The organism is Reyranella sp. (assembly GCF_052439685.1).
Classification (GTDB): domain Bacteria; phylum Pseudomonadota; class Alphaproteobacteria; order Reyranellales; family Reyranellaceae; genus Reyranella.
This window is the reverse complement of record NZ_JBQVQG010000007.1, coordinates 231,004-253,269: the sequence shown is the minus strand read 5'-3', so window position 1 is coordinate 253,269 and position 22,266 is coordinate 231,004. Positions and strand designations below refer to the sequence as shown.

The window sequence follows — 22,266 nt, the reverse complement described above, 5'->3', positions numbered from 1 at the left end:
TCAGTCTGAGCGGATTTGGGGAGGTTCGAGATGACGATATCGCGACGCGAACTGCTGGGCGGTGGCCTGGTGTTGTCGATGGTCGGCGCCGCAGCCGCACCGCTGCGGGCGCAGGCCTATCCGACCAAGCCGATCCGCTGGATCGCGCCCTTCGCAGCCGGCGGAAATTACGACCTGACGTCGAGGCTGGTGGGCGAAGGCATGTCGCGCAATCTCGGCCAGACCGTGCTGGTCGACAACCGGCCCGGCGCCGGCGGGCTCGTCGGCGCCGAAGCGGCAGCGAATGCGCCGGCCGACGGTTACACCGTCGTCATGGGCAGCTTTAGCGTGCTCTACGTCTCGCCCTATCTCGCGGGCAAGCCGTCGCTGGTGCCCATGTTCGCGCCGATCAGCCTGCTGTCGACCGTGCCGATGATCCTCGTCGGCAAACCGGACGGGCGCTTCGCCGATATCCGCGCCGCGCTGGCCGAAGCGAAGGCCAAGCCCGGCACGGTCACCGTCGGTCATGCCGGCAACGGCACGACCAACCACATCGCCATCCTACGCCTCGAGGTGAACGAAGGCGTGAAGTTCAACATCATCCCCTACAAGGGATCGGGGCCCGGCCTCACCGACCTGATGTCGGGCCAGATCGATCTCTACATGGACCAGCTCACGACCTCGCTGCCGCACATCAAGTCGGGCAAGCTGAAGGGCATGCTGGCGATGAGTCCCGACCGCGTTGCGCAGTTGCCGGACATGCCGTCGCTCACCGACATCGGCAGCAAACCATTCGACGGCGGCACCACGGCCGGCGTGCTGGCGCGCGTCGAGACCCCCAGGCCGATCCTCGAAACCCTGAACCGCGCCGTCGTGACGGCGCTGAAGGATCCCGCCATCGCCGCGAAGCTCGCCGAACTGGGCGCCGTGCCGCGCCCTTCGACGATGGAGGAGTTCGCAGCTTACATGAAGGACCAGGAAGCGGGTGTTAGCGCACTTGTGAAGTCTGGTTTGTTGAAACCATCCTGAGCGGGTGCCATGTCGGCGCCATGACATCTCTCATCAGAACGATCACACTGGTTCTTGCTTTCGCCGTGACCGGCGCCGCCGCGGGATGCAGTGGCATCCCGCAGGACGGTCGGTATCAGACCAACGTTAACCCCAGTTGGGAAGGCTTTCGCGCCTGACAAAACAAAGGGAGGGGATCATGAGACTCGGCAGACGCGGCCTTCTGGGGGCTGGCGTCGCCGGCCTGGCAATGACTGGCCCGGGGCGACACGCTGCGGCGCAGTCCTTTCCCAACAAGCAGATCCGCTGGGTCATCCCATTCGCTCCCGGTGGCAACTACGACGTGACCGCTCGCATCGTCTCCGACCCGATGGGCCGCCATCTCGGCCAGGGCATCCTGATCGACAACAAGCCGGGCGCCGGCGGCGTCGTCGGACTCGAAGCCGCGCTCAACACCCCGGCCGACGGCTACACGATTTCCATGGCGAGCTTCACCGTGGCCTATGTGGCGCCCATCTTCGCGGGCAAGCAGCCGCTGCTGCCGCAGATGGCGCCGGTCAGCATCCTGACCACCGTGCCGACCCTGGTGGTGACGCGGGCCGACAGTCGCTTCCGCGACATGAAGAGTGCGATGGCCGAAGCCAAGGCAAAGCCGGGCGCCATCTCGATCGGCCATTCCGGCAACGGCACGACCAACCATGTCGGCATCCTGCGCCTGCAGCTGAACGAAGACGTCAAGTTCAACATCATTCCCTATCGCGGCGCCGGCCCCGGCATCGCCGACCTGCTGGCGGGCAATCTCGACCTGTTCGCCGACCAGCTCACGAGCTCGATGCCGCATATCAAGTCGGGCAAGCTGCGCCCGCTCGCGACCTTCAGCCTGGAGCGCGTGCCCGACCTGCCCAATGTGCCGACCATGGGCGACATCGGCCTCAAGCCGTTCGACGGCAACACAACGGCCGGCGTCTTCACCAATCCCGATACGCCCAAGCCCATCATAGCCCGCCTGAACGAGGGCGTGGTCGCGGGCCTCAAGGACGAGGCCGCGAACAGGAAGCTGCGCGAGCTGGGCGCCATCGTGCGCCCGTCGACGCCCGAGGAATTCACCGCGGCCCTAAAGGCCGACGAAGCCAATGTCGGGGAGCTGCTGAAGCTCGGCCTGCTGAAGCCGGAAGGCTGAGCGAAGCTCAGCCCGCTAGGCGATTTCCTTCATGACCGACCACAGATCGGCCTTGCGTTCGAAGCCGATGCCCGGCGCGTCGGGCAGCGACACGCGGCCGTCGACCACGGCGCAGTCGTCGGCGAAGCCGCCGAACGGCGCGAAGACCTGGGGGTAGGATTCGTTTCCGCCGCATTGCAGGCCGACGGCGATGTTGAGCGCGAACTGATGCCCGCCGTGTGGCACGCAGCGCCGCGGCGACCAGCCGTGCGCCTTCAGCATGTCGAGAGTGCGCAGATATTCCACCAGCCCGTAGGACAAGGCGGGATCATATTGGAGGATGTCGCGGTCGGGACGCAGCCCACCATGGCGGATCAGATTCCGCGCATCCTGCATCGAGAACAGGTTCTCGCCGGTGGCGAGCGGCGGGGCGTACTCTGTGGCGAGCGCGGCATGCGCCAGATAGTCGAGCGGGTCGAGCGGCTCCTCGTACCAGCGCAGGCCGAAGCCTTGGATGGCGCGGCCGAATTCGATCGCGGTGGTGAGGTCGAACTTGCCGTTGACGTCGACCGCCAGCCGCTCACCGGCGCCGACGATGTCCAGTACCGCCTCGATGCGCTTCAGGTCCTCGGCCAGTGGCACGCCACCCACCTTCATCTTCACGCAGGAATAGCCGAGGCCGAGATAGTGCTTCATCTCGTCCTTGAGCCCGTCCAGCCCCTTGCCCGGATAGTAGTAACCGCCGGCGGCATAGACCCACGCCTTGTCGTCGGCTCGACCTCCATTGTAGCGGTCGGCCAGCAGCTTCCACAGGGGCACCCTTTTGGCCTTGGCCACAGCGTCCCAGATCGCCATGTCGAGCACACCGACCGCGACCGAGCGCTCACCGTGTCCGCCGGGCTTCTCGTTGGCCATCATGACCGCCCAGCATTTCGTCGGATCGAGCAATCCCTCGCCATCAAGCAGCGAATCGGGCGTTGCCTGGTTCAGCCGTGGGATGAAGCGCTCGCCCAGCAGCCCGTGTTGCGCATAGCGGCCGTTCGAATTGAAGCCGAACCCGATCACCGGCTTACCATCGACCACCACGTCGGTGACCACGGCCACGACCGACGCCGTCATCTGGCTGAAATCGATATAGGCGTTGGCGATCTTGGAGCGGATGGGCGAGACGATGTCGCGGATGGCGACGATGCGCATGGAGGCGTCCGTATCTTGAAGGCGGGTACGGACCTTCTACAGGTGCGCGCGGGCAACGGCCAGCAGTCGAGGGAGCGGCACGGGCTTGCGCAGGAAGGGGGCTGCCGAGAGATCGGGTGGGACTTTCGTCGGATCGGTCGCCGAAACGAAGACGAAGGGCACGCCTCGCGCTCGAAGATGCTGGGCAAGAGGGAAGGTCAGACCGTCCGACAGCTTGATGTCGAGGAAGCTGAAGTCGAGCCGTTCGGCCGCGAGGGCCATCGCTTCGCCGGTATTGCCGGCGATGAAGGGCATGCAGTCGAGTTGGTCACGAACGAGGGCAGCCAGGTGGTCTGCTACCAGTTCATCGTCCTCGACAATGAGTACATGCTTGCCCATGGCGAGGTGGAAACACCGCGAACCGGAAACGGTTGCGGCGAAAATCACAAATCAGTTTATCGAACTTTCTTCTGTCTCCTGCGTATTATGAGCCAGATGCAGCGGGCGTTCACTATCGCCGCGCCCATACGACCCTCCGCCCGCCAGATGTTGCGTTCAGCAACGACGGCACTCCACGCGGAGGTCGACGGGCGCTTCTCCGGTCCTTTCGATACGGACAAGAATGCGTATGCGGCATTCCTGACGGCGCTCGCACGGGCGGTCCTGCCTCTTGAGCGTGCGTTGGAGCAGGGGGAGGTGGAGCGTCTGATTCCGGACTGGCAGTCGCGACGCAGATCCGGAGCGCTCGAACGGGATCTCGACATTCTTGGTATTCCCGTTCCGGTCCCGATTGCGGTGGGCGTGACGCGGGACGAAGCGCGACTGTTCGGTCGTGTTTATGTGCTGGAGGGGTCGCGGCTGGGCGGAAGCCTTCTGGTGAAGCGTGCCCGCGCGAACGCCGACCCGGTCGTCCGGGCGGCGACGAACTTTCTGGCGCATGGGGCGGGTGCCGATTTGTGGCGCGGCTTCCTGCGGCGGCTTGAGGACTCGAAGGCTGTGGCGGCCGCGCCGGAGCGGACGATGCTGGGGGCGCGGGAGGCCTTCGATTTGTTCAGGGTGGACACGGCGCATGCCTGAGCAAGCTTTTTCCGTCGACCTGACCAACTGCGACCGCGAACCCATTCATCTCCTCGGGGCCGTCCAGCCATTCGGTTTTCTCGTCGCGCTCGACAGCACTCAGTGGGTCATCACACGCCTGTCGAGCAACGCCGCCGCCTGGTTGGACGCCGGGCCGGCCGAACTGGTCGGCCGGCCGATCGAGGACGTGTTCACCCCCGAGTCGATCCATCTGATCCGGGGGCAGCTTCAGACGGCGGTCTTCACCAACACGGTGGCCCGGGCCTTCTCCGTGGCGCTGCTGTCCGATGGTTCATGCTTCGACCTCGCGGTTCACATGAACGACGATGCGATCGTCATCGAGTGCGAACCCTGCATCGACGAGCAGGGAGTCAATTCGGGCGCGCTGGTGCGTGCCATGATCGCGAGGCTGCAGCAGACGCCCGAGCTCAGAACATTCTATCGGGTGGCGGCCCGCGAGATGCGCGGCCTCACCGGCTTCGACCGGGTGATGGTCTACCGCTTCGACCATGACGGCTCGGGCGAGGTGATCGCGGAATCGGCGCGCGGCGGCCTCGAAAGCTATCTCGGCCTGCACTATCCGGCATCGGACATCCCGCAGCAGGCCCGCATCCTGTACGAGCGTAACTGGCTGCGCATCATTCCGGACGTTTCGGCGAGCCCCGTCCCCGTCGAGCCCGGCCTCGTCGCCGGACGGCCGATAGACCTCTCGCTGAGCGTGCTGCGCAGCGTCTCGCCCATCCACATCGAGTATCTACAGAACATGGGCGTGGGCGCTTCTATGTCGGTGTCGATCCTGCGCGACGGAAAACTGTGGGGCCTGTTCGCCTGCCATCACTACGGCGCTCACACAGTGCCGTTCGAACGGCGCACGGCGGCGGAACTGTTCGGCCAGATGTTCTCGCTGCTGATGGAGAGCCGCGAGCGCGACAGCGAAGCGGCCTACGAAGCACGGGCGCGCAAGCTCCACAACCAGCTCGTCACCGTCATGGCGGCGGAAGCGACCCGCTTCGACAGCATCGTCTCCCATCTCGATGAGATCGCCGACCTCCTGTCGTGCGACGGCATCGGCGTGTGGACGAGCGGCCATGCCACCTTGCAGGGCATGGCGCCGACGCAGGATCAGTTCATCGGCCTGATCGACCACCTGGTGCGCCGCGACCTGCGGGACGTTTTCGCCTGTCACGAGATCGCCGCCGAATACCCGCCGGGTGACGCCTTCGCCGATCGCGCCGCTGGCATGCTGGTCGTACCGCTGTCGCGCCCCGCGCGCGACTTCCTCATCTTCTTTCGCAAGGAAGTGGCGCGTTCGGTGACCTGGGCGGGCGATCCCGGCAAGCCGGTCGTCGTCGGTCCGCTGGGTGCGCGACTGACGCCGCGCAAGAGCTTCGATCTGTGGCGCGAGACGGTGAGCGGTCAGTCGATTCCCTGGCAGCCGGTCGACGTCCGCATCGCCGAGAGCCTTCGGGTCAGCCTGCTCGAGGTCATCCTGCGCCTGTCCGACATCACGGAGATCGAGCGCAGGCGGGCGCAGGAGCGGCAGGAGCTGCTGATCGCCGAGCTCAACCACCGCGTCCGCAATATCCTTGGCCTGATCCGCGGCGTCATCTCGCAGAGCCGCGATCCGTCTCTCACGGTCGATGCCTTCACCGATGTGGTGGGCGGCCGCATCCAGGCCCTGGCCCGCGCCCACGACCAGATCACCGCCGACAATTGGGGGCCGGCTTCGTTCCGCGGCCTCGTCGTGGCCGAAGCCGGGGCTTATCTGGGGGGCAAGGCGACGCGTGTGCGCCTTTCGGGGCCTGAGATGCTGCTGGAGCCGCAGGGCTTCACCACGCTCGCCCTTGTCGTGCACGAGCTGATGACGAATTCTGCCAAGTACGGTGCGCTGAGCGACAGCACCGGCGCGATCGACATCGAGACCCGGCTCGACGCGCAGCGCAACCTGCACATCACCTGGGCCGAACAGGGCGGGCCGCCGGTGAAGCCGCCGACGCGGCGCGGCTTCGGCTCGACGGTCATCGAGCGCTCGATCCCCTACGATCTGAAGGGCGAGGCGAGTGTCGACTACCAGGCGACCGGCGTACGGGCCACGTTCGTCGTTCCCGCGAGTTACGTGCGTCTCGCGGCGGGCTCCCCCGTCGAACCGGGCCCGGAGGAGGCGCCCGAGATGAGCGCGGCGGACCTGCCGAAGGACGTGCTGATCGTCGAGGACAACATGATCATCGCGCTCGACGCCGAGAGTTCGATTCTGCGCGCGGGTATCGAGATGGTGCGTGTCGCCTCGAGCGTCGCGCAGGCCATGCGGGCGATCGCCACCCGACCGCCGGATTTCGCGCTTCTCGACATCAATCTCGGCCGTGAGACGAGCTTCGCGGTCGCCGAGCATCTCGATTCGCTCGGCATTCCCTTCGTGTTCACCACTGGCTACGGCGAGGACATCGCCTTCCCGCCCAAGCTGCTCGGCGTCCCGCGTATCCGAAAGCCCTATACCGGCGACGCGCTGCTGATGGCGATGCGCCGCTAGCCCGCGGCGAAGACGTTGCGGCGGTTCTGGCGGAACAGGAGCCACCACGCGACCGCGCCGTTCAGCAGGTTCCAGGCGATGCCGTTGATGAAGGCCGCGCGATAGGAGCCGGTCATGTCGAACAGCACGCCGCCCATCCAGCCGCCCAGCGCCATGCCGATCAGGGTCGAGGAGATGGCGAGGCCGACCCGGAAGCCGGCTTCCCTGGGCGGAAAATATTCGCGCACGATGATGGCGTAGGACGGCACGATGCCGCCCTGGAACAGGCCGAACATCGCCGAGGCGAGGTAGAGCGAGTTGACCGAATCGTCGATGAGATAGAAGACCAGCGCGACACATTGCAGGGTCGAGCCCAGCAGCAGGGTCTTGATGCCGCCGACCCGGTCGGCGATCCAGCCCGAGGCGATGCGGCTCACGATGCCGAAGCCCAGCATCAGCGACAGCATCTCCGCGCCGCGCGCCACGCCGTAGCCCAGGTCGGCGCAGTAGGCGACGATATGAACCTGCGGCATCGACATGGCGACGCAGCAGCCGATGCCCGCGACGACAAGAACAGCTTGCAGCGCGTTCGGCGACAGGCCGAGCGAGCGCGGCGAATGTGCGGCGGCGCCGGTCGTTCCAGCGGCGCCCGTCATCTGCTCCTGCGGCGGCTTGCGGCGCAAGGTCAGCGCCAGCGGGATCATCGCCACGAAGCACAGCGCGCCGGCGACCCAGTAGGTGACCCGCCAGCCATGATCGTGGATCATCGCCTGGATGATCGTCGGCCAGATCGCGCCGGCGAGATAGTTGCCTGAGGCGGCGATGGCGACGGCGATGCCGCGCCGCCGGTCGAACCAGTGCGAGATGTCGGCGACCAGGGGTGCGAAGGTCGCGGCCGAGCTGAAGCCGATCAGCACCTGGACCGCGGCGAACAAGGGCAAAGCGGTCGCAAGCGGCGCCAGCGCGAAGCCCAGCGCCAGGCCGGTCGCGCTCAGCACCGCGGTCATCACGATGCCACGCTTGTCGACCAGCTTGCCCCAGGTGACGCCGCCGGCGAAGAAGCCCAGCGTGTTCATCGTATAGGCAAAGGAGATGTCGGCTCGGGTGATGCCGAGATCCTGCTGGATCGACGGCAGCGCCACCACGAGGCACCACATGCCAATGCCGCCGACCGTGCTCAGGGTCACGCTGGCGGCGAGACGCCACCAGGCGTAACTGGACTCCACTCCGGACATGATCAGCCGCCCAGCGCGCCCTGCGTGTTGACGTAGAGCGCGTAGAGCGAGTGGCTGGCCGCCATGAACAGGCGGTTACGGTAACGGCCGCCAAAGCAGACGTTGGCGCAGCGTTCCGGCAGATCGATATGCCCGATCGGCTTGCCCGCCGGATTAAAGATGCGCACCCCGTCGAGATCGGCGGAGCCCATGCCCCAGCCGCACCACAGGTTGCCGTCGACGTCGACACGGAAGCCGTCGGGCGAGCCGTCGGGGCCGGCGTCGATCAATACCGAGCCCTTGCCCAGCGACGTGCCGTCGGCCGACACGTCGTAGGACAGGATCGTGCGATGGGGCTCGGCGCGCGAGGCCACGACGTAGAGCTTCTTCTCGTCGGGCGAGAAGGCCAGGCCGTTGGGACCGGGGATGTCGTCGACCATCATGGCGAGCTTGCCGGTCGTCGGATCGAGGCGATAGACGGCGGGCTTGTTCTCACTCTCTGCCTTGTGGCCCTCGTAGTAGCTGAGGATGCCGAAGGTCGGATCGGTGAACCAGATCGAACCATCGGAACTCACCACCACGTCGTTGGGCGAATTGAGCGGCTTGCCGTCGTAGGAGTCGGCCAGCACGGTGATGGCGCCGTCATACTCGAAGCGGACGATGCGGCGCGTGTCATGTTCGCAGGCGATCAGCCGGCCGCGGCGGTCGCGCGTGTGGCCGTTGGCATTGTTCGAGGGCTTGCGGAAGACCGAGACGTTGCCCGTCTCCTCATCCCAGCGCAGCACGCGGTTGTTGGGGATGTCGCTCCACAGGAGATAGCGCCCGTCGCCGAACCAGACAGGCCCCTCGGACCAGCGGCAGCCCGTGTAGAGCCGTTCGACCGAGGCCAGCGCCAGCCGGTACTGGCTGAACGACGGGTCGAGCACGCGCACGGCGGGGTCAGGGTAGCGCTCATTGGGCTGCCACATCTTGGTTTCCTCGTTTCTTTCCGGCGCAGAGACTAACGCCAAGTGGAATGGCGCGCCTCCTTGGAATTGGCGGGGCCGCCGTGCGGGCATGGAGGATCTGCTGGCTTCACCGCGTGGTTGCAATGTGCGGGTGGGCTCTGCAACCTCACCCCTGGAAGGGGGAGATTCAGAATGAAGGTGTTAGGCCTTATCAAACTGCTTGCGTTGCTGGTCGCGATCGACCTGGGAACGCCCGCGGCGGCAATGGCCCAGCCTGCGTCGCCATCGGCGAGCAAGGCCGATGACGTAATCACCTACTACTATGGCGATCCCCGGCCGGAGCGGCTGGTCGGCGTGCTCGATGCCTTCGGCAAGAGGCATCAGGATTGGGTTGCCTATCCCCCTGTTGCCGGTTTTTTCGCCGTCGTGTTTGCGACCCAGCCAGGATGGATCGAGAAGCTCGTTCCGGCTCAACTCGATGCCCGCCTGGCCACGACGATTGCCGCGGCCCTTCAACTGGCCGGCCAGCCCGTCTCGAAGGGTTTGCAGGCCCGCCTGGCCCAGTCCGGGACGGATCCGACGCTGGTGGGCCAGTTCGCCGGCCTGCCAGGCCGGTTGACCGACCTCAGGATCGCGATACCGACCCATCTCGACATCCTGTGGGGCGCGTCCTTCGCCAGCGGCGACGGCCGATACGCCCTCATGGTTGCCGACTTCTTCGCCCGGACGGCCAACCGTTCCGAGGCCATGGCACTCGACATTACCCGCATCGTCGCGGGAATGGTGCGCAGGGACTACAGCGATCTGTCCAAGCTCAAGGACAAGTACGAACCCGCGCTCCTGCGCGACATGGTCTATGCCGCAACGGCGGCGTGGGCGCTTACTTCCAACGCGCGCCAGCATGCCTTCATCGACAGTGTCGTGAGCCGCTACATTTCCGAGCATTCGGGGACACTGGCTGCAAAGGTGCTGTCGGTGATGAAGGGTTCGTAAGGGCCAGACCTCGATTTACTCCGGTTCCGGGGAGCGGCTTCGGGCCTGCCATACCCGCGAATAAATCGTGGGAATGGCCAGCCGCGCCTGTGATATACCGCCAGACCGCTCGCCCGAAGGCGGGCCAATGTCTGCAAGTCCTATGGGATGGTTGTGATGAAGCCGAAGTTTGTGACCATTGACCGGCACCCGGGTCGCTCGGCCCAGACCATCGGTGTCGCCCGCGCGCTCGGTACCGATCCGGACCTGATTCACGAGCCGTCGGTCGGCGTCGTCGGCACCAAGGGCGACAGCCAGTGCTATCTCGGCGTCCTGTCGAAGGTCGAGGCGATCCACGCCCAGCTCAAGGCCCGCATCGGCACCGGGCCGAACCAGCTCAAGATGCGCCTGGTGCAGCCCGAGTACACGATCGCCACCTCGGACGGCATCCGCAACGGCACGCGCGAGATGCGCTATTCGCTGATCGGCCGCGAGGTGACCCAGGACGCGCTGTGCGAACACCTGAGCGCCACCGGCCTCGCCGGCACGATTGCGGTCGTGGCCTGCGACAAGCCGCCGGTCGGCACGCTCTCGGCGCTGCTCGAGCATAACCTGCCGTCGATCATCATGTCGGATGGTGCGATCCATCCCGGCAAGGAGCCGAACACGGGCGAGGCGCTCGACATCGTGAGCGCCTACCAGGTCGCCGGCCATCCCGACGCCGAGTACCGGCATCTCATCGCCTGCCACGCCTGCCCCGGCATCGGCAGCTGCGGTGGCATGTTCACCTACAACACCATGCAGACCTTCATCGGCGTGGTCGGCATGCAGCCGCTGCACATGGTGGCGCCGCCGTCCGACGATCCGCGCCGCACCAACGAATTCGCGGCCGAGCTGGTCGATCATCTGGCCAACCTGATGAAGAACGACCTGAAGCCGCGCGACATCGTCGTGCGCGATTCGATCCGCAACGCGGTGATCGTGGCGATGGCGGTCGGCGGCTCGACCAACGTCGTGCTGCACGCGCCGGAAATCGCGCGCGCGGCCGGCTACGGCGACTTCTGGAAGGACGTGATGACGCCGGAGGAGTTCAACTACCTCTCGCAGAACATCGTCCCCGTGCTGACCGACGCGCGGCCCTACGGCAAATACTCGATGGTCGACATCGACAAGGTGGGCGGCGTGCAGGTGATCGTGCGCGAGCTGCTGGAGGCCGGCCTGCTGAACGGCGACGTGCTGACTTGTACCGGGGAGACGCTGGCCAGGCAGGTCGAGCGGCTGGGCGCCAGGAAGGCCGACGGCAAGGTCGTCTACCCGGTTGAGAAGCCCTACAAGCCGACGGGCGGCCTGCGCATGCTGGGCGGAAATCTGTCGCCGGACTTCTCCGCCATCCTCAAGCTTGCGGGCGTCGAGGGCGGCCTGGAGGACAATCTGTTCCGCGGTCGTGCCCGCGTGTTCGAGGGCGAGCAGGGCCTGCTCAAGGCGCTCGACGAGACGCCGGAGACTTTCCAGAACCACGACATGATCATCGTGCGCTACGAGGGACCGAGCGGTGCGCCGGGTATGCCGGAAATGCTCGATCCGACCTCGCGTATCACCACGCTGTGCCGCGAGCGCAACATCGTGGTGGCGCTGATGACCGATGCGCGCTTCTCCGGCGGGTCGGTCGGTCTCGTCATCGGCCATGTCGGGCCGGAGGCGGCAATCGGCGGCCCGATCGGGCTGGTCGAGGAGGGCGACGAGATCGTGGCTGACCTCAACGTCAACGAGCTCAACTGCACCCAGCTCCAGGATCCGGCCATCTATGCCAAGCGCAAGGCGGCGTGGGACAAGGTCGTCGCCGACAATGGCGGCATCCATCCCAACTGCGGCACCGCCGACACCCGCCTGCTGCATCGCGCCCGCACCAGCGCGGTGCCGGCGACGCGCGGTGGCGGCCTGCATCCCAACCGCGAGGTCTGGGTGCGCGCGCCGCGCAACGCCGAGCGTCAGAACTTCAAGCTGCGCAACAAGCACCGGCCTGAGTTCGACAAGAGCTTCTGATGGTGCTTCCACGGAGCGCGGCCCCCCCCGGGGGCGCGTGCGATTTCTGTGGGTGCCCCCCCGGCGCCCCCCCCCCCTGGGGCGCTCTCCCTATTTTGCGGCCCCCCGGGCGGGGCGCGCTCCAATGGCGAGTGGCGTGTTCTAATCGCCCTCGACGCCGTAGGCGGCCTTTGCGGCGTCCGTGCTGACGAGGCCGAGCCGGACGTCGCGCTTGACGGCCTCGGGATCGCGCCCGGCGGGATCGCCGTAACCGCCGCCGCCGGGCATCTCGACCACCAGACGCTCGCCGGCGGGCACGGTCTGGAAGCCCTTGGCCTTTAGCTCCTGACCCGAGGCGAGCGACAGGCGGCCGTTGGCGCCGGGCTTGCCGCCGTCGCGACCGCGCGCCGGATACTTGACCCGCTCGAAGGTGGCGAAGATGCCGAACGGCGCGCCTTCGCGGTGTTCGACCTCCATCACCTGGCCGAGGCCACCCCGCTGCGCGCCGGGACCGCCAGAATCCTCGCGGTATTCCTTCTTCCAGATGACCACGGGCGCGATGGTCTCGGTGATCTCGACCGGCACGTTGCGCACACCGGACGGGAAGGGCGTGGCCGAGAGCCCGTCGAGCGTCGGGCGGGCGCCCGCGCCGCCGGAATGGAAGGTCGTCACCATGAAGGGGCGGCTGTTGCCAATCGTGCCGGTCATGCCGTGTCCGGCGCCGAGCTTCAGGTTCCAGAGGTTGGACGTTCCTTCGGCTGGCACCTGTCCCGGGATGACCTGATGCAGCGCGTCGAAGCAGACGTCAGGCAGCATGTGGCCGATCGTGCTGCGTGCATTCACCGCCGCCGGGTAAAGCGCGTTGACGATGGTATTTTCGGGTGCCGTGACGAGGATCGAGTCGAGCGTGCCGGCATTGTTCGGGATGGTCGGCGCCACGACGCACTTGATGCCGAAGGCGGTGTAGGCCTCGGTGTAGCACATCGGAGAATTGATGCCGTAGATCGACGAGCCCGAAGTGCCGGCATAGTCGACGGAGATGTGGTCGGCGTGGATGGTGACGGCGGCGTGCAGGTCGATCGGCGCGTCGTAGCCGTCGATCCGCATATGGCCCTTCCACGTGCCGCGTGGCAGTTTCGAGATGGCGGCGATCATGCCGGCGCGACTCTTCTCGATGATGTGTGTGCCGAGCTCGTCGAGATTGTCGATGCCGTGCTCGGCCATCATGTCGGACAAGCGCTTCTCGCCGATGCCGTTGCAGCCGATCAGCGCATGGATGTCGCCTTCGACCTGCACCGGCTCGCGCACGTTAGCGCGCACGATGCGCATCACGCTCTCATCGATCACGCCTTTGCGCATCAGCGGCAGCAGTGGCAGGAACAGGCCCTCATGGAAGACCTGCCGCCCATCGGGCGACTGGCCGAGGCCGCCGATGTCGACGACGTGCGTCGTGCACGAGAACAGCGCCACCAGCTTGCCGTTGTGAAAGGCGGGCGACGTGACGACGATGTCGTAGAGATGGCCGGTGCCCTTCCACGGATCGTTGGTGACGTAGGCATCGCCCGGCTTCATCGTCTCGACCGGGAACTCGCGGATGAAGTGAATGACGCTGCGCGCCATCGAATTCACATGGCCCGGCGTGCCGGTGACGGCCTGCGCCAGCATGCGGCCGTCGAGGTCGAACACCCCGGCCGAGATGTCGCCGGCCTCGCGCGCGCTGGTCGAGAAGGCGGTCCGCACCAGCGCCCGGGCCTGCTCCTCGACGACCGAGAGCAGTCGGTTCCACATGACCTGCAGGCGGATGTCGGCCAATGGAGATTTGGCCGGCGAATTGGGAGACGTGCTCATGCGCGGTCCTCCAGGACGATCTGGCCCACCTCGTTGATGTGGGCGATGAAGCCAGTGGGAACGACGGTGGTGGTGCCGTCCTCGACGATCAGCGCCGGCCCGTCGAACGACATGCCGGGCTTCAGGAGCTTGCGTTCGTGCAGGCTTGCCTGCTCGCGGCGGCCGCTCACTGGATCGAACACTTCGCGATGGCCCGAGGGCGCTGGCGCGGCGATCTCGGCGACGGGTCCGGCCGGCGGCGGCAGCGGCCGGTCGGTGGCGAGTGACAGGGTCCAGGTCAGGGCTTCGACCTCGAGCTTGGGAATGGCGCGGCCGAACACCTGCTCGTAGGTCGCCTCGAAGCGGCGGCGCAGGTCGCCTGCGGCATCCGCTGCGAACGGCTCGTTCGGCAGCGGCACGGCGATCTCATGACCCTGGCCGCGATAGCGCATGAAGGCCTGGCGCGATTCGACCAAGCTCTCGCCCGGCGCCGCCGGCCGCACGACCGTCTCGGCTTCGGCCCGCATGGCGGCAACCAACTCGTTCAGCATCTTCGCGTCGAACATGTCGAGCCGGACATGGCGCGTCCTCACCACCTCGTAGGCGATCGAGGCGCGCAGGAAGCCGAAGGCGGAACCGACGCCAGCGCCCACCGGCACGATGACCCGCTTCATCCCGAGCTTGCGGGCGAGCCGTGCGGCGTGCAGCGGCGCGGCACCGCCGAAGGCGATCAGCGTACGGTCGGCGGTGTCCTTGCCGTTCTCGACGGCATGGACGCGGGCTGCGCTCGCCATGGTCTCGTCGACGATCTCCGCCACGCCGGCAGCCGCGCCTTGGGCGTCGGTGCCGAGCGGGCCGGCCAGCGCCTGCAGCGCCGCCTCGGCCTTGTCGCGGTGAAGCGGAATGGCGCCGCCTGCGAAGCGCGTGGGATCGAGCCGCCCCAGTGCAGTATCGGCATCGGTCACCGTGGGCTCGGTGCCGCCGCGCCCGTAGCAGGCGGGACCAGGTACGCTGCCCGCGGAATCGGGGCCGACCTGGATGCGGCCCAGCGCGTCGAGGCGGGCGATCGAGCCACCGCCGGCGCCGATCTCGACCAGCTCGATGACCGGGATGCGCACCGGCAGGCCGGAGCCCTGCACGAAGCGATAGGCGCGCGCGACCTCGAACTGGCGCGAGCGCTGCAGATCGAGATCGTCGAGCAGGGTGAGCTTGGCGGTGGTGCCGCCCATGTCGAAAGCGACGGCCTTGCGTGCGTCGTTCTCGGCCGCAACCGCGCGCGCCAGGATCGCACCGCCCGCCGGTCCGGATTCGACCAGGCGCACGGGGTAGCGGCGCGCCGTGTCGACCGTGGTGATGCCACCTGACGACATCATCAGCAACAGGGGTGCCGCGATGCCTTCCGCCCTGAGGTCGGTCTCGAGCTGGCCGAGATATCCCTCCATGCGCGGTAGGACATAGGCGTTGGCGATGGTCGTCGAGGTGCGCTCGTATTCGCGAATCTCGGGGCAGACCTCGCAGGAGAGCGACACGGCCACCCCCGGCAGTTCCTCTGCGAGGATGGCACCGGTGCGGCGCTCATGGGCCTCGTTGGTGAAGCTGTGCAGGAAGCAGACGGCGACCGCCTCGATCTTCTCTGCTTTCAGTTGCGTCGCGACGCGGCGCACAGCGGCCTCGTCGAGCGCCAGCAACACCGCGCCATCGGAGGCCACGCGCTCTGGGACCCCGAAGCGCAGGTCGCGCGACACCAGCGGCTGCGGCCGCTCCATATAGATGTCGTACTGCTCGAAACGGTGCTCCCAGGCCATTTCGAGGGAGTCGCGGAAGCCTTCCGTCGTGATCAACGCCGTGCGGGCGCCCTTGCGTTCGATCAGGGCATTGGTCGCCAGGGTGGTTCCGTGGACGACGAGCGTGACGTCCTGCGGCCGGCACTTCGCTTCGGCCAGGATGGCGCGCACGCCTTCCAGCACGGCGCGCTCGGGCGCGTCGGGCGTCGTCAGCACCTTGGTGGCATGAGATTTCGCACCGACTTCGAGAACGACGTCGGTGAAAGTGCCGCCGATATCGACGGCCAAACGGGAGGACATGCTTACTCGTCGATCTTGATGTTGCCCTTGCGTACCACGTCGCCCCAGGTGACGGAATCGCGCTTCAGGAAGGCCACGTATTCGGTCGGCGGCAGGAGGGCCGGAGTGAGACCGCTCTCGTCGTATTTCTTCTTCACGTCCGGCTCGGCCAGGACCTTGGCAATGGCGGCGTACAGGCGGTCGACGATCGGTTTCGGCACACCGGCAGGGGCGGCGAGCCCGTACCAGTTCTCGGCCTCGTAGCCCTTCACTGCTTCGGCTATTGCCGGCGTGTCCGGCAGGACGGGCCAGCGCTCCGGCGAGGTCACGGCCATGGCGCGCGCCTTGCCGCTGCGGATCAGGCCGAGTGTTGCGGGATCGCCGAAATAGGCATCGACGATTCCGGCCGCGAGGTCGTTCAGGGCGGGACCTGTGCCGCGATAGGGAACGTGGATCATCTTCAGGCCGGACATCTGGGTGAAGAGCTCGCCGGCGAGATGCTGGCTGGTGCCGATGCCGCCGGACGCCCAGCGCAGCTCCTGCTTCTTCGCCAGCTCCATGAACTCCGGCAAGGTCTTCGCCGGCAGGTCGTTCCTCACCGCCAGGATGAAAGGCATGCGCACCAGCCGCGTGATCTGCGTCAGCGCCATCGGATCGTATGGCATCTTGCTGCGCAAATGCGGGCCCGCGGTCAGCGTGCCGGCGCCGGTGAGCGATAACGTGTAGCCGTCGGGCGCCGCATGCGACATCGCCTCGACGCCTATAATTCCTCCAGCGCCGCCCTTGTTCTCGATGATGATGGTCTGGCCGAGTTCCTTCGACAGCGGCTCCATCATGAGGCGCGCCGTCAGGTCGACGCCACCGCCGGGCGGGAAGGGGACGATCATCTTGATCGGGCGCTCGGGGTACTTGCCTTGGGCGGAGGCAGCGCGCGCGATGAGCGGCGATGCCAGCGCGGTGACGAGAAGCTGCCGTAGAATATTCCGACGAGTATTACGCAAAACCAGTCCCCTTGTTACGCGCGCCGGCCTCGACAGTTCGCCACGCCGGCGCCGGGCGATCGGATGCAATCCCGATGCCACCGACGGCGTGCGAACCGACGAGCCACGCTCCGTGAGCGCTGCCTAGAGCGCGACCTTCCTGAACACTTCGACGAAGCGGTCGACATCCTGCTCGTCATTGTAGACGTGCGGACTGATGCGCAACCGGCCGAGACGTGGCGCGGCGTAGACCTTTTCCGCGGCGAGTTTCTGCGCGAGGTCGTCGTCCATGCCCTTCGGAAACTGGAGGCAAAGGAGGTGCGGCGCACGCAGCTTGCGATCGATCACGCGCACGCCGGTGTTTGCAAGTCCGTCCGCCAGGCGGTCCGTCAGCATCGAAAGCCGCGCGAGGATGGGGTCGTTGCCCCAGCGCGCCATCATCTCCATGCCCACTGCCGCCATTTCGAGCGTGATGAAATGGTCGCGCTCGCCCATATCGTATCGGCGCGCGCCGTCGGCATAGGAAAGATCGCGAAAATAGACCTTCTGCTCTGCGGCCACGCCCTTGCGCGCCGGTGCCGTCTGCTCGAGCGGCACGCCGTTCTGGCGGCGCTTGGCAACGTACATGAAGGCGCGACCGTAGGGACCGAGCACCCATTTGTAGGTGGGGAAGATCAGGAAATCGGGATCGAGTGCCTTCACGTCGATGCGGCGGACGCCGGCGTCATGCGTCGCATCGACCAGGAATGCCGCGCCCGCCCCGCGCGCCGCTTCGGCGATGCGCGGCAGGTCGATGGCACCGCCGTCCGACCAATGCACGGACGAGATCGAGACCAGCGACAGGGGGGCGGCGCCCGTGCGCGTCATCGCTTCCAGAACCGCCGAAGTCCAGTCGCCATCGCCGGGCTGCTTAACCTGTTCGACGGTGAAGCCTCCCTCCTCGGCGCGGCTCATCCATTCCAGCACCGGTGAGGTGTGATCGTCCTGCAGGACCAGCACGCGGCTGCCGCGCGGCAGGTTCATCACCTTGCCGGCTGTCGAAACGCCGTAGCCGACGGACGGAATGAGCGCGATGTCGACGGGCTCGGCGCCGATCAAAGCCGCCGCCGCGCGGCGCGCACGCTCGTATTGCTTCGGCATGAAATCGGCTTCGAGCTTCCAGGGCTGCCCTTTGCGGGCGACGCCGATGCGGCCCGCTTCCTGCACGGCGAGCGGAAGCGGACTCCACGCTGCGGCATTGAAGAAGCAGACGTCGCGCGGGATGTCGAACAGTTCGCGTTGACAAGGAAGCATCGGGACCGCCATCGATGAAAGTAGCGGCGAGCCTATGCCAAACGCAGGACAAGAAAAAGGACGCCCATCTCACGACAGGCGCCCCTTTTGTCTCACGTCGAAGAGCGCAGCGTTAGCCGTCGATTGCCTTCTTCAGCGCATCCTTGGTCTTGCCGACGGCCTGCTGGGCTTCGCCCTTCGTTTCCTGCATCGCGCCCTCGACCCGCATCTTGTCGCTGTCGACCATCTTGCCGATGCCCTGCTTGGCGTTGCCGATGGCCTCGTTGGTGACGCCCTTGATCTTGTCGGTCGTGCTGCTCATGACTTTTCTCCTCTGTCGAATGGTTGTCCGTTCTCAACGCGGTCGGCTGTTCGGCGTTGCAAGAATTCGGCGCGGGCGGGATCGTGGGGCAGAGTCGTCCGTTCGTCACAATCCTGAGCCGCTTCTTGGCGTCTTTGCCTTATTTTTGCCGCGACGAAGGGGCTTTTGGGGAACCGACGTCGCTTCATACCGTTGAGCGATCACGCGCTAGGCGCGGCCGCCCGCGGGGCGGTCCCCGAACCGCGGCGTGTAGTGGTCGAGAGCCTCTTCGCGCCCCAGGGCATCGAAGGCGCAGAGGGGACGAGATGGCAGCAGAAGATTTCGACTACGGTACCGCACTATTCCTCGATCTCGACGGCACACTGCTCGAGATCGCGGCGACACCAGAACTCGTGGTGATTCCACCCAACCTTCCCGGCATCCTGATGCAGCTGCACTCTGTGCTGGGGGGTGCTCTTGCGATCGTCAGCGGTCGCTCGCTGAAGACGATCGACCAGTTCATGCATCCGTTCTCTTCGGCAGCTGCCGGAGAGCACGGTGTCACGTTGCGCTTCAGCGACGGGACCATCGAAGAAATGCCGGCTGGCCTCGGCGTCACACAGGCCTGGAGGGATTCGCTGGTCGCCGCAACCGAGCGTTGGCCGGGCGTCCTCGTCGAGCCCAAGCCCCATGGGTGCGCGATCCACTATCGTCTGGCGCCGGAGCGCCACGACGATGTCTGGCGTCTGGTGCGGGCGCTCGTGCCTGAGGACCATCCCTGGTTCCGGCTGATCCCCGCGCGCGAGGCCGTCGAGATCGGGCCGCGCGGCACCTCCAAGGGCCATGCGGTCGAGCGATTGATGAAGGACAAGGCCTTCAAGGGCCGCCGCCCGATCTTCATCGGCGACGATTTCACCGACGAAGCCGGCATGAGCGCGGCCCGGCGCCATGGCGGCGAAGGGCTGCGCGTGCAGGAGGTGTTCGACGGCGATCCAGCGAAGGTGCGTGCCTGGTTGGCGCGCAACGCCGAACGCATGGCGCGTGCCTTGAACAAAACCGCGGCAGGAGCATCGGCCCGTCCATGAGTACTCTCGACCTCGGCGTCATCGGCAACTGCTCGATCGCGAGCCTGATCGATCGCAACGGCCGCCATGTCTGGCACGGGCTGGGGCGGCTCGACGGCGATCCTGTCTTCAATGCCCTGCTTGGCGGCAACGATCCGCAGTCCGGTTTCATGGACGCCGTTTTCGACGGGATGAAGGAGAGTCGGCAGCGCTATCTCCCCAACACGGCGATCCTCGAGACGATCGTAGAGTGCGCCGGCGGCACGGCGCGCATGCTGGACTTCGCGCCGCGGTTCCGCCGTTTCGGCCGCATGTTCCGTCCCCCGATGCTGATGCGCCGGCTCGAGCCCATTGCCGGCCGCCCGCGTGTCACGTTGCGCCTGCGCCCCACCTTCGATTACGGCGCCCACAAGTCCAAGGTCACGGTGGGCAGCAATCACATTCGATATTATGGCGATGCCTCTGTTCTGAGGCTCACCACCGATGCCTCGCTGAACTACGTTCTGCACGAGACCGAATTCTCGATCGACCGGCCGATCACCCTGATCGTGGGCGCCGACGAGAGTATCACCGACAATGTCGACCAACTGTCGCGCTCGTTCCTCAGCGAGACCGAGATCTACTGGCAGGGATGGGTGCGCGACCTCAACATCCCGTTCGACTGGCAGGTCGCCGTCATTCGTGCCGCGATCACCCTTAAGCTTTGCAGCTACGAAGACACCGGCGCGGTGCTGGCCGCGCTCACGACGTCGGTGCCGGAGGCGGCCGGCACGGTCCGCAACTGGGACTATCGGTTCACCTGGCTGCGCGATGCTTTCTTCACCGTAACGGCGCTGAACCGGCTGTCTGCGACGCGGACGATGGAAAGCTATGTGCGTTTCATCATCGACGTGGTCGAGGCGGGCAGCACGCGGGGCGAGGTCGAGAATGTGGCGCCCTTGTTTCCGATCGCGCCGGGGACCGACACGGTGGAGCGTCTGATCGATACCCTGCCGGGCTATCGCGGCTACGGTCCGGTGCGCATCGGTAATGCCGCGGTCGGGCAGCGCCAGAACGACGTTTACGGATCGATGGTGCTGACGGCCGCGCAGATGTTCTGGGACGAGCGTCTGCCCCGGCAGGGCGATGTCGAACTCTACCGACAGCTTTGCGCCGTCGGCAACGAGGCTCATCGCGCGGCGCTCACGCCCGATGCCGGTCTGTGGGAATATCGCGAGCGCGAGGAAGTCCATACGTTTTCCGCCGCCATGTGCTGGGCGGCCCAGCACCGGCTCGGGATGATCGCCCGCCGAGTCGGGCTGGGTGGCGAATCGCGCGAATGGCTTGCCAAGGCCGGCGTGCTGCGCCACGAAATCATGCAGCGCGGCACCACGTCCGACGGCTGGCTGTCGGGCGTGCTCGATCGCGAGATGGCCGACGCGTCCAGCCTCGTGCTGCCGGAGATAGGCCTGCTGCGCTCCGACGATCCGCGGTTCCACGCCACGCTCGACATGGTCTCGCGCAAGCTGATGAAGAACGGCTTCATCATGCGCTACATCGAAGCCGATGATTTCGGCGCGCCCTCCAACGCCTTCCTGCTGTGCACATTCTGGTACATCGATGCGCTGGCTAGCGTCGGCCGTCGGGAGGAGGCGCTGGAGCTCTTCAACAACGTGCTGGCACGGCGAAATCACGTCGGCCTGCTTTCCGAGGATCTCGATCCGCGCACCGGCGAACTGTGGGGCAACTTCCCCCAGACCTACAGCCAGGTCGGCCTCATCCTGTCGGCCATGCGGCTCTCGCGGAGCTGGGAGGAGGGTCTGTGGCACGCCTCGTAATCGTCTCGAACCGCGTGCCCGTTCCCAAGGCTCGAGGCACGGCCGCGGGCGGACTCGCCGTGGCGCTGCGCGATCTGCTGACGCCCGGCGCGATGTGGTTCGGATGGAGCGGCCGCCTGACCGCCGCGCCCTCGACGCAGCCCGCCATCGTCGAGGCGCGCGGCGTGACCTACGCGACCGTCGATCTGACACCCGACTCCTATCGCGGCTTCTATGTCGGCTTCGCCAACGGCGCGCTCTGGCCGCTCCTGCACTTCCGTCTCGGCCTGATGCATTTCCGCCGTGAGGACTACGAGGGTTATCTGACGGTCAACCGCTCCTTCGCCGCGTCCCTGGCGCCGATGCTGCAAGGAGACGATACGGTCTGGGCGCACGATTACCACCTCATCCCCTTCGCGAGACTGCTGCGAAAGGAAGGTTTCGAAGGCCGTATCGGGTTCTTCCTGCACGTTCCCTTCGTGCCGCCGTCGATGCTCGAAGCCATGCCGGTCGCTCGCGAGCTGGTCGCGGATCTGTGCGCTTACGACGTCGTGGGCTTCCAGACCGAGGAGCATGCGCGCGATTTCCGTGACTGCGCGCAGCGCCTGCTGGGCGCCACGGTCGAGGGCGAGTGGATCCGGCTCGCCGGCCGACGCGTGCGTGCCTTCGCCGATCCGATCGGCATCGATGCCCAGGGCTTCGCTCAGGACGCGGTGAGGGCCGAGAGCGACAAGCAGGTGCAGCGGGTTGCCGAAAGCCTGGTGAACCGCGCGCTGGCGATCGGTGTCGACCGGCTGGATTATTCCAAGGGCCTGCCGCACCGCTTCGAAGCCTTCGGTCGCCTGATCGAGAAACATCCGGAGCACAAGCGGAAGATCCATTTCCTGCAGATCTGTCCGCGGT

At 66.5% G+C, this 22,266-nt stretch carries 17 protein-coding genes; 9 read left to right on the top strand and 8 right to left on the bottom strand.

Features of this window, described 5'->3' with window-relative positions:
* Window positions 1-30 precede the first annotated feature (30 nt).
* Together ACT6UX_RS12435 and ACT6UX_RS12430 are read left to right on the top strand one after the other, a co-directional pair.
* Window positions 31-1,008, top strand: a complete 978-nt coding sequence (locus tag ACT6UX_RS12435) for a Bug family tripartite tricarboxylate transporter substrate binding protein (RefSeq protein ID WP_444775463.1) — start codon at window positions 31-33, stop codon at window positions 1,006-1,008.
* A gap of 178 nt (window positions 1,009-1,186) precedes the next feature.
* On the top strand, window positions 1,187-2,167 hold the full coding sequence (locus tag ACT6UX_RS12430) for a Bug family tripartite tricarboxylate transporter substrate binding protein (RefSeq protein WP_444775462.1): 981 nt from the start codon (window positions 1,187-1,189) through the stop codon (window positions 2,165-2,167).
* 15 nt (window positions 2,168-2,182) lie between these two features.
* On the opposite strand, the gene ACT6UX_RS12425 is transcribed toward ACT6UX_RS12430, so the two are convergent.
* Window positions 2,183-3,343 carry a mandelate racemase/muconate lactonizing enzyme family protein gene (locus ACT6UX_RS12425; RefSeq protein WP_444775461.1) on the bottom strand — a complete coding sequence of 387 codons (1,161 nt, stop codon included), beginning with the start codon at window positions 3,341-3,343 and terminating at the stop codon, window positions 2,183-2,185.
* A gap of 15 nt (window positions 3,344-3,358) precedes the next feature.
* Between ACT6UX_RS12425 and ACT6UX_RS12420 the strand changes: the two genes are divergently transcribed.
* Both ACT6UX_RS12420 and ACT6UX_RS12415 read left to right on the top strand, forming a co-directional pair.
* Window positions 3,359-4,399, top strand: a complete 1,041-nt coding sequence (locus ACT6UX_RS12420; protein WP_444775460.1) for a biliverdin-producing heme oxygenase — start codon at window positions 3,359-3,361, stop codon at window positions 4,397-4,399.
* Window positions 4,392-6,926, top strand: coding sequence for an HWE histidine kinase domain-containing protein (locus tag ACT6UX_RS12415; RefSeq protein ID WP_444775459.1), 2,535 nt, complete (start codon window positions 4,392-4,394; stop codon window positions 6,924-6,926). The genes ACT6UX_RS12420 and ACT6UX_RS12415 overlap by 8 nt, the downstream gene beginning before the upstream one ends.
* On the opposite strand, the gene ACT6UX_RS12410 is transcribed toward ACT6UX_RS12415, so the two are convergent.
* The gene (locus tag ACT6UX_RS12410; protein WP_444775458.1) at window positions 6,923-8,140 is read right to left on the bottom strand and encodes an MFS transporter; all 1,218 of its coding nucleotides are present in this window, start codon (window positions 8,138-8,140) and stop codon (window positions 6,923-6,925) included. The two genes, ACT6UX_RS12415 and ACT6UX_RS12410, sit on opposite strands and share 4 nt — an antisense overlap.
* 2 nt (window positions 8,141-8,142) lie before the next feature.
* A complete protein-coding gene (locus ACT6UX_RS12405; protein WP_444775457.1) occupies window positions 8,143-9,087 on the bottom strand; it encodes an SMP-30/gluconolactonase/LRE family protein in 945 nt (314 codons plus the stop codon).
* 171 nt (window positions 9,088-9,258) lie between these two features.
* Here ACT6UX_RS12405 and ACT6UX_RS12400 point away from each other — a divergent pair, with 171 nt between their 5' ends.
* Together ACT6UX_RS12400 and ACT6UX_RS12395 are read left to right on the top strand one after the other, a co-directional pair.
* On the top strand, window positions 9,259-10,059 hold the full coding sequence (locus ACT6UX_RS12400; RefSeq protein WP_444775456.1) for a hypothetical protein: 801 nt from the start codon (window positions 9,259-9,261) through the stop codon (window positions 10,057-10,059).
* 156 nt (window positions 10,060-10,215) lie between these two features.
* On the top strand, window positions 10,216-12,081 hold the full coding sequence (locus ACT6UX_RS12395; RefSeq protein ID WP_444775455.1) for a dihydroxy-acid dehydratase domain-containing protein: 1,866 nt from the start codon (window positions 10,216-10,218) through the stop codon (window positions 12,079-12,081).
* Between the two features lie 141 nt (window positions 12,082-12,222).
* Here ACT6UX_RS12395 and ACT6UX_RS12390 read toward each other — a convergent pair whose 3' ends face one another.
* The 5 genes from ACT6UX_RS12390 to ACT6UX_RS12370 all read right to left on the bottom strand — a co-directional run bounded on the left by ACT6UX_RS12390 (window position 12,223) and on the right by ACT6UX_RS12370 (window position 18,524).
* The gene (locus tag ACT6UX_RS12390; RefSeq protein WP_444775454.1) at window positions 12,223-13,908 is read right to left on the bottom strand and encodes a hydantoinase B/oxoprolinase family protein; all 1,686 of its coding nucleotides are present in this window, start codon (window positions 13,906-13,908) and stop codon (window positions 12,223-12,225) included.
* Entirely contained in the window at window positions 13,905-15,971 is a 2,067-nt protein-coding gene (locus ACT6UX_RS12385; RefSeq protein WP_444775453.1) for a hydantoinase/oxoprolinase family protein, read from the bottom strand. The genes ACT6UX_RS12390 and ACT6UX_RS12385 overlap by 4 nt, the downstream gene beginning before the upstream one ends.
* Window positions 15,972-15,973: 2 nt before the next feature.
* Window positions 15,974-16,951: a Bug family tripartite tricarboxylate transporter substrate binding protein gene (locus ACT6UX_RS12380; protein ID WP_444775452.1), complete on the bottom strand. Its 978-nt coding sequence runs from the start codon at window positions 16,949-16,951 to the stop codon at window positions 15,974-15,976.
* A gap of 123 nt (window positions 16,952-17,074) precedes the next feature.
* Complete coding sequence (locus tag ACT6UX_RS12375) at window positions 17,075-18,223, bottom strand: aminotransferase class V-fold PLP-dependent enzyme (protein ID WP_444775451.1); 1,149 nt, start codon at window positions 18,221-18,223, stop codon at window positions 17,075-17,077.
* 112 nt (window positions 18,224-18,335) lie between these two features.
* The gene (locus ACT6UX_RS12370) at window positions 18,336-18,524 is read right to left on the bottom strand and encodes a CsbD family protein (RefSeq protein ID WP_444775450.1); all 189 of its coding nucleotides are present in this window, start codon (window positions 18,522-18,524) and stop codon (window positions 18,336-18,338) included.
* 305 nt (window positions 18,525-18,829) lie between these two features.
* Here ACT6UX_RS12370 and otsB point away from each other — a divergent pair, with 305 nt between their 5' ends.
* From otsB to ACT6UX_RS12355, 3 genes are all read left to right on the top strand, one after another.
* A complete protein-coding gene (otsB, locus tag ACT6UX_RS12365; protein ID WP_444775449.1) occupies window positions 18,830-19,588 on the top strand; it encodes a trehalose-phosphatase in 759 nt (252 codons plus the stop codon).
* Window positions 19,585-21,384 (top strand): glycoside hydrolase family 15 protein, encoded by a 1,800-nt coding sequence (locus ACT6UX_RS12360; protein WP_444775448.1) that lies wholly within the window; start codon window positions 19,585-19,587, stop codon window positions 21,382-21,384. Before otsB ends, ACT6UX_RS12360 begins: the two co-directional genes overlap by 4 nt.
* Window positions 21,369-22,266: alpha,alpha-trehalose-phosphate synthase (UDP-forming) (locus ACT6UX_RS12355; RefSeq protein WP_444775447.1), on the top strand; the 898-nt coding region annotated here is incomplete at its 3' end. The genes ACT6UX_RS12360 and ACT6UX_RS12355, both read left to right, overlap by 16 nt.